Source organism: Lyngbya sp. PCC 8106 (genome assembly GCF_000169095.1).
Classification (GTDB): Bacteria; Cyanobacteriota; Cyanobacteriia; order Cyanobacteriales; family Microcoleaceae; genus Capilliphycus.
In genome coordinates this window covers 42876-58738 of the sequence record NZ_AAVU01000037.1, presented here as the reverse complement: position 1 = coordinate 58738, position 15863 = coordinate 42876, and the positions used below count along the sequence as shown (strand labels likewise).

8 protein-coding genes and 1 pseudogene are annotated in these 15863 nt (G+C 40.4%); 8 read left to right on the top strand and 1 reads right to left on the bottom strand.

All coding sequences use genetic code 11. The features are described 5' to 3' along the window. The first annotated feature begins 25 nt into the window (after positions 1-25). The 5 genes from L8106_RS29890 (at position 26) to L8106_RS21340 (ending at position 12158) form a co-directional block, all read left to right on the top strand. Complete coding sequence (locus L8106_RS29890) at positions 26-5599, top strand: polysaccharide deacetylase family protein (protein ID WP_009786535.1); 5574 nt, start codon at positions 26-28, stop codon at positions 5597-5599. Between the two features lie 81 nt (positions 5600-5680). Continuing rightward, positions 5681-7099, top strand: a complete 1419-nt coding sequence (gene glmM / locus L8106_RS21355; protein WP_009786534.1) for a phosphoglucosamine mutase — start codon at positions 5681-5683, stop codon at positions 7097-7099. 232 nt (positions 7100-7331) lie between these two features. Next, a complete protein-coding gene (locus L8106_RS21350) occupies positions 7332-8891 on the top strand; it encodes an HlyD family secretion protein (protein WP_156803782.1) in 1560 nt (519 codons plus the stop codon). Between the two features lie 122 nt (positions 8892-9013). Further along, positions 9014-10513, top strand: coding sequence for a GT4 family glycosyltransferase PelF (pelF, locus tag L8106_RS21345; protein WP_039896889.1), 1500 nt, complete (start codon positions 9014-9016; stop codon positions 10511-10513). A 103-nt stretch (positions 10514-10616) separates the two neighbouring features. Continuing rightward, entirely contained in the window at positions 10617-12158 is a 1542-nt protein-coding gene (locus L8106_RS21340; RefSeq protein ID WP_009786531.1) for a hypothetical protein, read from the top strand. A 31-nt stretch (positions 12159-12189) separates the two neighbouring features. Here the strand turns inward: L8106_RS21340 and L8106_RS21335 are convergent, their stop codons facing one another. Next, a complete protein-coding gene (locus L8106_RS21335; RefSeq protein ID WP_009786530.1) occupies positions 12190-13650 on the bottom strand; it encodes a cell wall metabolism sensor histidine kinase WalK in 1461 nt (486 codons plus the stop codon). Between the two features lie 182 nt (positions 13651-13832). On the opposite strand from L8106_RS21335, the pseudogene bcp reads away from it, so the two are divergent. The 3 genes and pseudogenes from bcp (at position 13833) to L8106_RS21320 (ending at position 15853) form a co-directional block, all read left to right on the top strand. Continuing rightward, a pseudogene (bcp, locus tag L8106_RS21330) lies at positions 13833-14298 on the top strand (thioredoxin-dependent thiol peroxidase). A gap of 12 nt (positions 14299-14310) precedes the next feature. Then, positions 14311-14778, top strand: a complete 468-nt coding sequence (locus L8106_RS21325) for an NUDIX hydrolase (RefSeq protein WP_009786527.1) — start codon at positions 14311-14313, stop codon at positions 14776-14778. Between the two features lie 247 nt (positions 14779-15025). Continuing rightward, the gene (locus L8106_RS21320) at positions 15026-15853 is read left to right on the top strand and encodes an alpha/beta fold hydrolase (protein WP_009786526.1); all 828 of its coding nucleotides are present in this window, start codon (positions 15026-15028) and stop codon (positions 15851-15853) included. Positions 15854-15863 lie beyond the last annotated feature (10 nt).

Here is a 15863-nt window from a genome sequence, read left to right as displayed (position 1 = left end):
TTTATCATCAAAATAACAATTAACAATGGCAAACATAAAATTACTCGAAGAAATCTTAGACACTAAGCGAAAAAATATTTTTTCTGAACTCAAGGATTTTTCAAAAAACCCAGATTTTGAATTTAAAATGAACCTGGCTTTTGGCTATGGTTTTACTAAAGAAGAAGCTGAAAGCTTAATTGAGGAAATCTCATCGGGAGATAAAAAGCATTTACCGAAGATTCAAATTGTTAAGTCTGATAAAATCAATGGAGCCAATGGAGCTTTTGATAGCAAAAAAAATACTGCTTATTACTCCGAACAATTCCTAGAGGCAAATGCAGATAATCCGGTAGCCGTCAAAAATCTTCTCTGGGAAGAATTAGGTCATTATATTGATAACCAACTGAATAAGGGCGCAGATAGTAAGGGAGATGAAGGGCAGATTTTTGCCAACCTTGTTCAAGGTGAAACAATTTCTATGCCGGAAATTTCAGCCCTCAAAGAACAAGATGACCAATGGGTTAATAAACAGGGAGAAACAATAGAACTCTCTGCACAATATGGAGATGTTACAGTCGATGGAAATATAGCAGATTGGACAGCATCAGACCGTTTGGATTTTGCTCCAGGAACAGGGCAAGCTGGATATCAAATCTACGGCAAATATACCGGAGATGCCTATGTTTTTGGCTTTCAAACTGATACCAATACAATTGGTGCAAATACAACTTTATGGCTAAATACTGACCAGAATACCAGTACAGGTTATCAGATTTTTGGTTTTGCAGGAGGAGCCGAATATAACGTCAACTTTGATATTAATGGTATTCCTTCTCTTTATACTGGAGGTGCGGGAGAAACTTTAGTAAGTGTCATAGATTATAGTTATGATCCTAACAACCAAATTGTAGAATTTGCCGTTCCCATCACCCAATTAGAAGGATTACCCCAAACTGTTGAGACTTTAATTGACATTAACAATACTGTCTTTTTACCAGGGGATTATACGAATCAAAAATATACTGTTTCAGCCCCAGAAGTTTTACCCCCTCGGACAGATTTTAGTCAAAAAGTTGGGATAGTCTATTCAGAAACAACAGCTCAACAATTCTTTGATGAAAAAGCCTATACTCAGCTCTTCCTTTCCACGCAATATCAAGCAATGCAGGCGGGAATTCCTTTTGATATTTTAAGTGAAAACGATGTTACTGATATTAATAATTTAGTCAATTATGACACCCTAATATTTCCTTCCTTCCGTAACGTTCCTAGCGATAAAGTTGCAGCAATAGAAGACACATTATTAGATGCTGTTTATCGATATGATATTGGCTTAATTACAGCCGGAGATTTCCTTACAAACGACCAAAATAATAATCCTCTCCCCGGAAATTCATACAGCCGGATGCGTCAACTCATAGACCTCCAAAGAGTCGGGGGTGATGGGCCTGTAAATGGCACTCTCCAAGCAACAGATATTACTCATCCAGTCATGGAAGGGTACACCGCAAATGAGACAATTCGCACTTATAACAACATATTTTTTAATAGCTATGGTGAGTATGATGACGGTCTTCCTGATAGTAATCAACCCGCAATATTAGCAGATATAGTCGCCAACGGTGTCGATAACAAAGCAGTCATTGCCACTCAAACAGGAGGCAGAAATGTTCACTTTGCCACCGAAGGATTTATGGGTGATAACAACCTCCTTTGGGAAGCACTGGAGTGGTCAGTTTTAGATGAACAACCAACTGCACGACTGAATCTGAGCCGGGATGAAGGGATATTTGTTTCCCGAAATGATATGGATCAGTCCCAGGAAACTTTTGATGTTATTGATACTAATCCTGGAATTTATGATGCACTTTTACCAATTTTAGAACAGTGGAAAAATGACTATAACTTTGTTGGTTCCTACTATATAAATGTTGGGAATAATCCTCCTGATCAACAAACAGATTGGAGTATTTCCAGCCCTTATTACCAGGAAATGCTGGCGATGGGTAACGAAATTGGTACTCACTCCTATACTCACCCAGAAGATACAAATCCCCTTACTCCTACTCAACTAGAATTTGAATTTAATCAATCTCAATTCGTGATTGAACAAAACTTAGGAATTGATGTAGTCGGTGCTGCTATTCCTGGTGCGCCCGAGGGATTTCAAGTCAGTCAAGAACTGAAGAAATATCTTGACTATGTAAGTGGAGGATATTCAGGAGTTGGTGCAGGTTATCCAGGCGCTTTTGGCTTACCATTTGAGGGAGAAGACTTTGTTTATTTAGCACCCAATATGAAGTTTGACTTCTCTTTAGTGCAGTTTGAAGGGAAAACAGCGACTCAAGCAGAAGCAATCTGGAAACAAGAATATAACGATATTGCTAATCACGCCGGGATGCCCATTTTTCACTGGCCTTGGCATGACTACGGCCCGACAAATTGGCAGACTAATCCGCCTAATGCTGCACCGGGTTACACTGAGGAAATGTTTACCAATTTAATCGCTAAAGCTTATAGCGAAGGTGCAGAATTTGTCACAGCAGCAGATTTAAGCGAGCGAATCAAAACATTTGAAAAAGCAAAAGTCTTTACAGAAAGTACAGGAAATACGATTACTGCCAAAGTAGAAGAAGCCACCAATACAAGTGTCGGTAGCTTTGGTTTAAATGTTGAAAAAGGTCAAAAGATTCAGAGCGTTAATAACTGGTATGCTTACGACCAAGACACCGTATTCTTACCAAAGAATGGTGGCGAATTTACCATTAACTTAGGGAATACTCCCCTAGATGTGACTCGGATTATTGACTTGCCAATGCGGGCGGAACTGATTTCTGTGACTGGCAATGGTCAGAATTTAAACTATACTTTTACAGGGGCGGGAACTGTCAAGCTTGATTTAAAGATTCCCCAAGGACAAGAAGTTGTGACAACGGGCGCTGATAGTACCACCCTCAATGGTGACATTTTGGAGATGGTATTTAACAACGATAGTCAGCACACAGCCAGTATTAGCTTTGCTGAAATTCCACAAGATCAACCCCCCACAGTTGCCAACCCCATTGCTAATATTACCGTAGATGAAGATGCGGCTAATCAAACTATCGATTTAACCAATGTCTTTGATGATATTGATAATGATAACAACCTGATTGTTAAAACAGTCAAAACTAACAGCAATACCGGATTAGTCACAACCAATATTAGCGGAAATACACTCACCTTAGACTATCTAGAAAATCAATTCGGTACGGCAGACATTACTGTAGAAGCCACATCCAATGGGCAAAAAGTAACAGACACATTTACTGTCAACGTTAACTCAGTTGATGATGCCCCCACTGTTGTCAATCCGATTTCTGATGTATCTGTAGCTGAAAATGCAGCGAACACGACTCTAGATTTAGGTAATGTCTTCGATGATATTGATAACGATAACGCCGATATTACAAAGACAGTATTTGCCAATAGTAATAACGGATTAGTTCAAACTAGCATTAACGGAAATATACTCACCTTAGACTATCTAGACAATCAATCCGGCACAGCAGAAATCACAGTTCGAGGTGTATCTAATGGTAAAATAGTAGATGAAACCTTTACTGTAACTGTAGACTCAGTAGACGCTCCCCCCACAGTTGCGAATCCCATTGCTAATATTACCGTAGATGAAGATGCGGCTAATCAAACTATCGATTTAACCAATGTCTTTGATGATATTGATAACGATAACAACCTGATTGTTAAAACAGTCAAAACTAACAGCAATACCGGATTAGTCACAACCAATATTAGCGGAAATACACTCACCTTAGACTATCTAGAAAATCAATTCGGTACGGCAGACATTACCGTAGAAGCCACATCCAACAACCAAAAAGTAACAGACACATTTACTGTCAACGTTAACTCAGTCGATGATGCCCCCACTATTGTCAATCCGATTTCTGATGTATCTGTAGCTGAAAATGCAGCGAACACAACTCTAGATTTAGGTAATGTCTTCGATGATATTGACAACGATAACGCCGAGATTACCAAGACCGTATTTGCTAATAGTAATAACGGATTAGTTCAAACTAGCATTAACGGAAATATACTCACCTTAGACTATCTAGACAATCAATCCGGCACAGCCGAAATTACCATTCGAGGGACATCTAATGGTCAGACTGTAGATGAAACCTTTAGTGTCACCGTAAACTCAGTAGCTCCTCCAGACCCAGTAAACAAGACCTTTGATTTCACAGGTAATAGTGGCTCAGATGGTGCAGATGGCAATATTCGCAGCTTTAATGCGGGTGATATTTCTGTCAAAACCAGTGCTTTCAGTCGCAGTGAACAAGGAAACTGGGAGCAAGCCTTTTTAGGTAGTTTCTCTGGTGGGCTGGGAGTCACCGATAGCTCAGAAGGTAACGGAAGCAATGATCTAAATCTAGTTGATAATGTGTATCAACAGAACTACGTCTTATTTGAATTCTCCGAGAAGGTTGTTGTTGATCGCGCATTCCTAGATTCTGTGGTGAACGACAGTGATATCACCTATTGGGTGGGTACAAAGAATAACCCGTTCAATAACCACAACATCTTAAATGATAACTTCTTAAACAGTCTTGACTTAAAACAAGACAATGATGTCGATAGTTCAAGTTCACGGTGGGCAGATATCAATACTGGTGAAGTAAGTGGTAATGTACTCGTCATTGCAGCTTCCACCTCCGATGTAACTCCTGAAGATCGATTCAATATCAAAAATCTAGAGGTGCAGCAGGTCGCAACTGAACCTCCAAATCCTGGCAACGTTATCAACGGTACTGGCGGCAATGATGATATCAAAGGAACTGTTAATAATGATGAAATTAATGGTCTTGGCGGTGATGACAAAATCGAAGGAAAAGAAGGCAATGACATCCTCAATGGTGGTGAAGGTAAAGACGAACTCAAAGGTGATGATGGTAATGACACCTTAAATGGTGATGCAGGTGATGACAAGTTAGATGGTCAAGATGGCAACGATACCCTCAATGGTGGTGAAGGCCAAGACGAACTCAAAGGCGGTAAACAAGATGACCTCCTCAATGGTGATGCAGGTGATGACAAGTTAGATGGTCAAGATGGCAACGATACCCTCAATGGTGGTGAAGGCCAAGACGAACTCAAAGGAAATAAAGGCGATGACCTCCTCAATGGCGATGCAGGTAACGACTCCCTCTACGGTGGTGAAGACAATGATATCCTCATCGGTGTTGACCCAAATAGTACCCAAGCCGGGTTAGGGGAAATCGATGTTCTAGTTGGTGAAAAGAACAAAGACCGCTTTGTACTTGGAGATTCAAATCAAACTTATTACAATGACGATACTTACTATTGGTTTTCATCTCGTCTGAACCAAGGATTAAATGACTATGCCCTAATTGCTGACTTTAAACGGGGTGACGACATCATTCAACTACACGGTAAAGCCTCAGATTATCGTTTAGAAACCAAGTATAGTCTTAATCGTGAGACGGGCATCGCAATTTTCCTCAATACTCCAGGTAAAGATGAATTAATTGCAATTGTTCAAGGGGAGAAAACTCTTAATCTAACTGATGATCAAGCTTTCAGTTTCGTTTAACCAACCCTGTAGAAGACATTTTTTCAGGGAACTTTGTTTGATCAATTTCCAGCAAACCAACACAAACCCAGGATAAAATTCATGCTTGCATCTACTACTCACAATCTTTTTGACCGTTCTCTCCTTGATTTACCCACAACTCCCCTATTTGGTACCGATGGCATTCGCGGAAAAGTCGGAGAAGTTTTAACTGTACCTCTTGTCCAACAAATCGGATTTTGGACTGGGAAAATCTTACAAGCTGAGAATCCTAAACAGGGGCCTGTAATTATTGGCCAGGATTCTCGCAACTCCAGCAATCTGTTAGCAAAAGCATTGTCTGCGGGTCTAACAGCTAGCGGATTAGAGGTTTGGTATCTCGGTTTATGTCCGACCCCCACCGTTGCCTATCTGACCCACATTTCCGACGCCATTGGCGGGGTGATGATTTCGGCTAGCCACAACCCCCCAGAAGATAATGGCATTAAAATATTCGCAGCAGATGGGACTAAGCTAACCACAAACTTACAAAAACAGATTGAAGCCGGAATTCGAGGATTAGGAGAATCTATAGGACTTGAATCCTATAAACCCGTCTATTGCGGACAACAACACTATCGACCCGAATTATTAGATCAATATCTTCAGTCTTTACAAGACCCCTTACTCCCCACCGTCAATTTAGCAGGTCTGCGAATCGTTTTAGATTTGGCTTGGGGTGCCGCCGTTCATCTAGCCCCCCAAGCTTTCGGTACAATGGGTGCTGAAGTGATTTGTTTGCATAATCAACCCGATGGCGATCGCATTAATGTTAATTGTGGTTCCACTCATCTCGCCCCACTTCAAGCCGCAGTTCAGGAAAATCAAGCGGATATCGGTTTTGCTTTTGATGGAGATGCTGACCGGGTGATCGCAGTAGATGCTCAAGGGCGGATGATTGATGGTGATTATATTCTCTACTTCTGGGGTCAAATGCTGCAAAAACAGCAACAGTTACCCGGCGATACCATTGTTTCCACTGTGATGGCAAATCTGGGCTTTGAAATGGCCTGGAAACAGTTAGGCGGGAAGTTACTCAGGACTTCTGTGGGCGATCAACACGTTCATGCAGAAATGATCCAGACTGGAGCGATGCTTGGGGGCGAACAGTCTGGTCATATTCTCTGTCGTCATTACGGCATTTCTGGAGATGGGTTACTAACAGCGTTACATTTAGCCGCGTTAGTCAAGCGTTCGGATTGTTCGATGAGTGAACTACGAGAGCAAAGTTTTCACACCTATCCTCAATTCTTGAAAAATGTCCGAGTAGAAGATCGTGAACGTCGTTGTAATTGGCAACAATGTGAACCCCTACAACAAGCGATCGCAACGGCACAAACAGCCATGGGAGAACAAGGGCGAATTTTAGTTCGAGCTTCTGGGACTGAACCTCTAATTCGAGTCATGGTAGAAGCGATTGACGCTGACCTCGCAAATTATTGGTCTGAAAATTTAGTCACCGCAGTTCAGCAATCTCTATAAGTATAGCGCGTAGCGCTAGGGAACAGGGAACAGGGAACAGGGAACAGGGAACAGCAGACTATGAAAGGGTTTCAGAATTTAGAAATGTCAAACACCAATTTGCGTAGTGCTATATAAGCTCAATAGATTTTGATAGAGATAGATAATGCTCTCAAAATCGACTTGATGACTGTCATAATTGACCACTCAAACCCTGCTTTTTGCAAAAACTACTTGGACAAACTATAAACCAATGGATTCTAGAATTAATCATCGACATTCTTCTTTTGAGCATCAAGAAAAAGTTTCATTTTTTAAAAATGAAGTGATTTCAAACTCAGCTATAAATAATCAGATTCAAGACTCAAACACTTTTTTAAACAAGCCTTATCCGAACCTAGAGATTGGTTTAGTTCGTGATGAAATAAGTAGCAATAAATCTTGGCAGCAGTTGTTCGTTTTATTGCTCCTTGCTGTGAGTGTAACCGCCGGAATTTATTTGGTGCGGTATCGCCTGCGAGAACCTCTAGCAACATTAAGTGAATCAGAACAAACCAGCCAAATCGAAAAAACCAAATTTACCGGGAAAATTCAGCCCGCAAAAACATTTGCGATCGCCGCAAATTATCCAGCAGTTGTAGAAGATGTTCAAGTACAAATCGGTGATCAGGTGACAGCCGGACAATCGTTGTTAGTCTTAAAAAATATCGCAGCAGAACGGGAACTCAAACAAGCCCAAAAAGAACAAAAACTACGGTTACAAGAAAGAAAAATTGCCAGACAACAACAACAAGCTTTAAGACAACAGCAAAAAATAGCTCAACAGCAGCAGGAAACTGCTTTACAGCAAAAAGATATGGCTCTGCAAGAACAACAAATGGCTCAACAGCAGCAAGTCTTAGAGTTAGAACAGAAGATAAAATACTTTGATGAAAATATTGCCCCACTTCGCACAAATGCAGCCGAAGCAGAGGCAGAACTGAAAATGGCGCAAAACCAAATGCAGCAAGTCCCATTACCTCAAAGACAAGACTCTGTTGAACGCGCTCAAGCCCTTTATCAGAGAGCAACATCTCGTTATCAGCGTTACAAAGGATTGCGACAACAAGGGGCAATTTCTCAGGATCAACTAGAACAAATAGAAGCAGAAATGAAGATTGCAGAAGCCGATTTAGAGAGTGCTAAAGCAGTCATCGTTGCGGCGGGAAGGTTTGCAGAAGTACAGACCAAACAATCTCAATTGGAACGTCAGCTTATCGTCGATCAACAGCAGCAAGAACTCACCGAAATGAAGGCAAAATTAGAACTTGCTCAGTTACAGTATCAACAACTGACTGAACAACGTCAGATGATTCAACAACAGTTAGCTGAATTGCGAGAAATACAACTGCCCTATGAATCGATAGAAACTGAACAGTCAGGAGCAGAAGAAACAGAAATATTAGAATCAGAAATTAAAACAACAGAAGTTATTCAAGCTACTCGCTCTGGAGTAATTGTTGATTTGCCCGTTGCTATAGGTAATCAAATTTTTGCCGGGACAAAAGTTGTAGACCTGGCAGAAATGGAACATCTCAATGTAGAAGTCCCTGTAAGTTCACGCTTAATTAATGCTCTATATCCCGGTCAACAGGCAACTGTCGAAATCGGCGGAGGACGTAAAACCCAGGAATTTGCAGCCACTGTTGTCAGAATTAATCCTTTACCCTCAGAAGACCTCAACCATCAAGTGATATTACAGTTTAAAAATGAAAAGAATGACTTACTTGTGGGTCAGTTGGCAACAGTCTATTTTTCTCAAGAAGAAAATTAATCATTTTTATGTCAAATCAGAAGAGTAGTGCAAGTGTCTCGCTGACGAGATAGCAGTCGGAAATTAACCGTTTTTCACAACTCAATATATAATGAATGTGGTGTGAAAAATTCATCCTCCAGATGAGCCGAAGCCGACCCTCTGTACTCTTAACCACTGAAGGTACTTATCCCTTTCACAAAGGCGGAGTAAGTACCTGGTGTCATGTATTAACCCAACAACTCCCAGAAGTCGATTTTAAACTTTTTGCCATTGTTGCCAACCCTTATCTACCCTTACGCTATGAGTTAGCAACCAATATCAAACAACTGGTCAAAGTGCCTCTATGGGGAACAGATGACCCCGTAGAATATTCTTGGCAGTCTCCTTTTTCCAACGCCATTAAAAGCAAGTTTCAAACTACAAAAAAAGTAATCGTAACTCAGTTTTTACCCCGATTTGAGCAATTTATACAAGCTATATTATTTGAAGACCTAGACATAGAAACACTAGGAAAAATACTCTTAGCAATTCATCAATATTTTTTATATTATGACTACCATAAAACAATGGTTTCTGACTCCGTATGGTCAGCCTATCAAAATTTAGCTTGTAGTCATTGGCAAATTGAGTCTGAACGAGTTGAACCTACAATTACTGAATTAGCCGAAGCAATTCGTTTACTCTATCGTTTTCTGCTTGCTATTAATATTCCGGTTCCTCAGACAGATATCACTCATTCCTCCGCAGCCGCTTTTTGTGGTCTACCCTGTGTTATTGCCAAGATACAACGAGGTACACCTTACCTACTGACCGAACATGGTATCAATATTCGCGAACAATATCTCAATCTTAACCGCAGTATTTCTTCAGTGTTTGTGCGTCGGTTTCTCTATCGGGTTATGGCAGCAGTCGTTAAACTAAACTATCATTTTGCCGACCAAATTTCACCCGTTTGTGAATATAATGCTCGTTGGGAAAAATGGTGGGGAGTACCACCTGAAAAAATAAAAGTGATTTATAATGGAGCAGATCCAGAAAAATTTCATCCAACACCTCCAGTCCAAAAAGAGCGTCCCCAAGTGATGAATATGGGTTTGATTTTCCCCCTAAAAGGTCAGTTAGATTTAATTGAAGCTGCTGCTATTGTGAGTGAAAAAATTCCTGATGTCGAGTTTCGCTTTTATGGTAAAGCCTCAGACGAGGAATATTTTGCTGAATGTTTGGAAAAGGTCGAGAAATATGGTATTGAAAAAAATATCAATTTTGCGGGTTTTACCAGTGAACCTTGGCGTGCTTATAGTGAAGCTGATGTGGTTGCCATGGCCAGTATTTCTGAAGGTTTTCCCTATGCTGTGATTGAAGCAATGTTATCTGGTGCTACGATTGTTTCTACAGATGTCGGGGGAGTTAGTGAAGCTTTGGGAGATACGGGGTTAATGGTAAAAGCCAGTCGCCCTCAAGAATTAGCAGCAGCAATTCTTAAGTTATTAGAATTACCGGAAGCTGAACGTCGCACCTTTGGTCAACGGGCTTGCGATCGCGCCCTAAAATTATTTAGTCAACAGCGTTTTTTAGATTTACATTTAGAGAGTTATTATCAGCTAATCAATCAGCCTTTTCTAGAAGTTGGAGATCAATAACCGGAAATAGAGGTGAGTAAAAGCTGCTCAGAAAAAATGATGATCAAATCAATCTAGAAACATTTTCTCAAATTAAAACTTCAATACTTTAAATCATAAAATAATGAGTGATTCAGATGAAAAGCTACAAGAATTAATCAAAGCTGTCCAAGAAATTAGTCCTCAGTTAGCAAACTCTTGGCAAGCTACTGCTATTATTGAATCCCTCGGTTATACAGATAGAATTATCAAAGCAGAATTTGGTTTTGACAATGCTCGCGATATGGGTCAGTATATTTATGAATCTTTGAGCAAGTCACCCGTTCCCCCAAAACCGCCAAAAAAAGTTAAGTTTTGGAAAAATATATTTGATGAAATTAGGACTTTTATTGACGAATTTTCTCAAAGCTTTGTTTATGCTATTCCTTTGATTCTGATGTTAATTATGGAGTATCTAGACATCGGAGAAAAAAAAGATCTATTACCTCCACAATTAGCTTCACTTTTTACAATAGTCACGGTGGCTAGTCTCACCACAACGGGTGGATTTGTACAAATGATTAGTCGCCGAGGTCGATTTTATATTGCATTAGGTGAAATCCGTCAAGCTCAAAGAGTTTCTGCTTCTCTATTGTACTTAGGAAGTATTACAACTATTTTTCTAGGTTTTTTAGGATTGTGGTTTAACTTTTATCGAAGTTTATTTGCAGATCAGTACATCGTTATTGCTATATTTTACTATGTGATTCTCAGTATTTTATGGATGCTTTTAGCTGTTCTTTCAATTCAATTACGCTGGAACGGGCCATTAGTTTTAATTGGATTAAGTGTATTTTTTGTATTTTTAAGATTGCAGCTAGGGTTAGGTACATTAGTTGCACAAATATGGGCAATGTTTGTCAGCTTATTAGTTGTGATCGCATTAGTTTTATTTTGGTTTATTAAATACAGAAATGCTGATTCAGATTCTCCCGTTAAATTACCTCGTCTCAGTGCAGTTGTGTATCTAATGTCTCCTTATTTTGGTTATGGATTAGCCTATTTTAGTTTTATTTTTGCGGATCGGATTGTTGCAGGTTTAGCCATTAATCCGGCTTCTGGGCTACTCTTTGCTATAGATTCTAATTATCAAAAAGGAATGGATCTAGCCTTGCTTAATTTCTTACTTTTAGTACCATTAGTCGAATATTTAGGATATATATTTATTCGTTACTGGTATAGCAAAGCTAAAATTTTAACTGTTGATAATCTAGTCAAATTTTCCTCCAATTTATATTATCGTTACGGGTTAGCATTGATCAGCACTGTAATATTTTTTGGGTTGTCAGTTTTCCTAACTGTGGGTATCCTTAAGCCTGATGATTGGGAAAGACAAGAAACAATTCTAGCTCTGTTAGGTTGTTTGGGGTATTTGTTCTTTGTTATTGGTTTATTTAATGGGTTAATTTTATTTAGTTTAAATCAAGGAGTTGCTGTTTGTAGAATCTTAATTATTGCTTTGATTGTTAATCTCACAGTCGGCTACATTTTTGCGAATACGCTTTCCGTTTTTTGGGCTTCTTTGGGTTTGATTTTTGGTGGATTTTGCTTTATGATTTTATCGGCTCGAAAGGTTGTTCACTCGATTAAAAAACCCGATTATGCCTATTATATCGGTGGCTATTAATCATTGATTGGGAGAAAAATTGGATACAACTTCACAGAGAATTAGAATTAGAATTAAATAGCCCTGTCCGATAAACAGGTAAAATAACAGTAATCGTTGTTCCTTGATTGAGTTGACTCTCAACCTGAATTTGACCCTGGTGATTGTCAACAATAGCTTGGGCGATCGCGAGTCCGAGTCCAGTTCCTTGATAACGACGATGACTCCGAGACGGATCAACCCGATAAAACCGATCAAAAATTTGAGGTAAGGCTTCTGGGGGAATTCCCCTTCCGGTATCTTGAACCCAAACTTGAAGTCGTTCAAATTGAAAATGGGGTTTGTCTCCAGATTCGCTTCCTTTACTCAACCAAAGACGTTTTCCCGCTCGAACCCATTGCAGTTGAACAGTGACTTTACCGCCTTCAGAACTATGCTGTACTGCATTATCGACCAAATTCGTAAATAAACGCACCAATTGATCCCAATCCCCTGTTAAGGTAAAATAATCTTCTAAACTGATCTCAGGAGTCGCCGTTTCCTCGCTAGAAGTTTCGATTTCTGGAACTTGAGGATCAATAATCTCGAGATGGAGATGAATTCCTTTTGCAGTCGCGATCGCGGTTTGTTCTTCGACCACTTCCATTAACACCGCATCGAGAGGAAGCGACACAAATTGAGATTGAACAATTCCGCTATCAGTACGGGCAAGAAACAGCAAATCATCGACTAAACGCCCTAAACGACGGGTTAAACGTTCGATCAATTGGAGGTGTTGACGTTCACTCGGATTGAGATCCGGTTCAGCTAAAGCGACTTGAACGTTCGTTTGAATCGTCGCCACAGGACTCCGCAATTCGTGAGACGCATCTGCGGTAAACTGTTTTAAACGTTGATAGGATTCACGCACCGGAGCGATCGCTAAACCGGAGAGAAACCAACCAATAGCCCCCACTGAAATCACCGCTACACTCGCCCCCAAAGTCAGATCAATCATCAATTGACGAGTGGGTTTAGTGACTTCAAACCAGGGATGACTGATGCGGAGATAACCTAAAACCTGACGACCAACTTGAATGCGATCGCTAATTTGTCGGAGTAGAATAGATTGGGTTTGACCCAGTTTAGGAATGCGAACCGTTTCCCCGTTGCGGTTAAGATGAAAAGGAAAATTCAAAGGTTCAGAGAAAGTAGACCACAATAATTCCCCGGTTGGACTAAACCATTCGATCTCAATGCGATCGTCATCTGTGGCGTTAGTGTTGTGACGAAAACTGGCTTCTATATTGACCAAAAACTGACGGTTTGCTGAAGTCGTTTCCTCTCCGGGAAAAACAGACTCAATCACCAGAGTTCGTTCGACAACTTCTAGGACATGATTAAGCGTATCATCAATTCGTTCGATCAGCGTATTCCGAAAATAGAGAAAAAAGCCACAAACGAATAATATTAACAAAACAGCAGTGACACTGGTGTACCAAATTGCCAAACGGCGACGAGTTGCTTGAAACATTTATTTTAGATGAATCTTTGGCGATCAACCGGAATTCTTGAATAAGAGTTGAGGAGGAAATTATCGTCAGTTAACGGTGGAGGGAGATATTGAACTTATCTTTCCGGATTTTGCAGAAAAAGTCATGATCAGACATAATGTTAGTGTTCAAAAAGGATCTTATCCTAAAACTCTCACGTCCAATGACTCTTAACCCTGGCGATCTAGCTCCTGAGTTTATGTTACCGGATACTGAAGGAAATTCGGTGAGTTTGAGTGATTTTCGAGGACAACCTGTGGTGTTGTATTTTTATCCTCGCGATAATACTCCTGGCTGTACAAAAGAAGCCTGTGGTTTTCGGGATCTGTATGCAGAATACCGTTCTCGGGCATATTGCGGTGTTGGGCGTGAGTACAGATGATGCTAAATCTCATGCAAAATTTGTCACCAAACATCAACTTCCTTTTCCTTTATTGTGTGACGAAGGTGGAAAAGTAGCTAGTCTTTATGGTAGTTATGGGTTAAAAAAGTTTATGGGTCGAGAGTTTATGGGAGTTTACCGTCATACATTTGTGATTGATGCAGGTGGTCAGCTTGTGAAGATTTATCGCCAAGTCAAACCTGCTGATCATGCGCCTGAAGTTCTTAAACTGTTTACCCCCCAATAGAGGTCTAAAACATTGGTAGAATCTGTTAAACGGTTATGGCAGTTCGGACAGGCGGTGTTGGGAATTATCTTCCGCCATCCAGTCACGGGCGTGAGTGTTGTCCCGATTTTACCGGATGGTCAAATTATCTTCGTTCGACGTCGTGATAGCGGTAAATGGGCTTTACCAGGAGGCATGGTAGACTGGGGCGAAGATATCCCAACGGCGATACGACGAGAACTCCTTGAAGAAACTGGACTAGAATTAGTTGAAATGGGTCGTTTAGTTGGAGTTTACTCAGCCCCAGATCGCGATCCGAGAGTTCATTCTATTTGTATTTTAGTCGAAGCACAAGTTCAAGGCTCGTTTAATATTCAGGATGAAATTGAAATTAGCGAAGTCAAAGCTTTTAGTCGGGAGTCAATTCCCAAAGATAACCTCAGCCATGACTATGCTCGTCAAATTCAAGACTACTTAGAAGGTCGCACAACATTGGCTTAAACAGATGGTCTGAGTTTGTATTCAGTTTAGTGTAGATCTAAATTGACATCAATTTGAAAGTTGGCTAAAAATAAACCAACGAGTCATACAAACTTGGCAGAAATAAGAGTTAGGAGAGACACAAGAGTAAATATAATCATCTCCGGGGTACTTTGTCCCTCTAGCCTCTCTGACTTTTTCTGTTATAAACACTCTCATACCCGCTTAAACCTGTTGTTTATTCAGCTCATAAAATAAAATTGTAACGATGTTTGAACAGATTCATCACTCGCGCATCAAACTATCTCAGGGTCAAATTTTCTGGCGTGAAGCTGGTTACTCCGACCTGAACCTCGTATTTTTACATGGAGCGTGGCAGGATGGCAGTCAATGGTTGCCTGTTTTTGAGCATTTATGTGGCGAATATCGTTGTTTTGCGCCGGATTTATTGGGATGTGGAGAATCAGAGTTTCCCAATATTCACTATTCTATCGATTTAATGGTAGAAAGTCTAGCAGAATATCTCAACTTACTGAAGTTAGAAGATGTTTGTTTAGTGGGTCATTCTTTAGGGGGATGGATAGCCGCAAGTTTTGCGTTGAAATACCCCGAACGAGTCCGACGTCTTATATTAATTTCTCCGGAAGGTGTGAAGGCAAGCGATCAAGAAGGACGTTGGCGTTGGCGTCGTTGGTTAGCTCATCCGCCTGCACCTTTACATTTTATCTTAAAACTGATTTATCCGTTTGCTGTCATAATTGGACAGGGGAAAAAAGTCAAACAAACGCTACAACAAAGACAACAAATGCTGAATTATGTCAGTGCTTCCCGACTCCTGTTTAAACGGCGATGGGCGGAGTATCGTTCAGAATTATTGGATGAACGTCTATCTAACCTCAGAGCGCCTGTACTGATTTTACAAGCAACTCACGACCAAGCGATCGCATTATCGATGAGTGAATCCTATTCTGTTCTCGCACCGATGGCTGATTTAAAATTTGTTAAACCCGGTGGTGAGAATTTACCCGCAGAACTTCCCGATGTTATCGCTCAATATATTCGAGAATTTATTGCAGGATATCTAAAAGTTGTTTAATGATATCGAG